The following is an 897-nucleotide window of genomic DNA, read 5'->3' on the forward strand; positions in this document are numbered from 1 at the left end:
GCACTCAAAGAATGTGCAACGTACTATGAAGATGGTTATTCAGTCGCAGTTGATTGTGATTTAAAACAGTGTTTCGATATGTTGAACCATGACAAGCTCATGTATCTATTTGAACGACATGTTCAAGATAAAGCTATCTCTAAATTTATCCGTAGAAGTTTACAAGTTGGGGCGATTGACCTCAACGGTAGTTATCGAAGTAGAGAAATAGGAGCACCGCAAGGTGGTGTTATTTCCCCATTGCTTTGTAATATCTATCTCCATGAATTGGATAAAGAATTGGAGAAACGTGGACATCGTTTTGTTCGTTATGCAGATGACTTTGTCATCTTTGTTCGTTCAAAACGAGCGGGTCAACGTGTCATGGAAAGTGTGACAAAGTTCATCGAAAAAGACCTAAAACTTATTGTAAATAAGGAAAAGAGTAAAGTAGGTGCTGTCACACGTTTAAAGTTCTTGAGTTGTCTAATGACCAAAGTAGATGGCACTTATCGTTTCAGACCGACTATGGAAGCAAAAAGAAATTTAAAACGCACCTTAAGACGTTTAACGAAACGAAATAGACCAGGTACCTTTAAAGAGATTATAACAGAAATTAATCAAGTAACTAGAGGTTGGATAAACTACTTTGGCAGAGGGTTTATTAAAGGTTTCATAACGAAGTTACAATCATGGTTAAACCGTCGCATTAGGCAACTGATACTCAAGAGATGGAAGAAACCAAAAACTAAACGTAAGATGTTACAAAAATATGGTCTTGATGGAGACAGTGCGAAGAGAATTGCGTATTCACGAAAGAAATATTGGCGACTCTCAAAAACGCAAGAAGTTCATCGTGCTTTAACAACAAAACAACTCTACAAGTGGGGACTAATACCTTTAGTCGAACTTGCAGAG

General features: G+C 37.3%; 1 protein-coding gene. It reads left to right on the forward strand.

Annotation, left to right across the window (positions count from 1 at the left end):
- The coding region (locus NXS11_RS10855; RefSeq protein ID WP_259201279.1) for a reverse transcriptase domain-containing protein at nucleotides 1–897 on the forward strand (897 nt) is incomplete at both ends.

Source organism: Staphylococcus americanisciuri (assembly GCF_024814435.1).
Lineage (GTDB): Bacteria > Bacillota > Bacilli > Staphylococcales > Staphylococcaceae > Staphylococcus > Staphylococcus americanisciuri.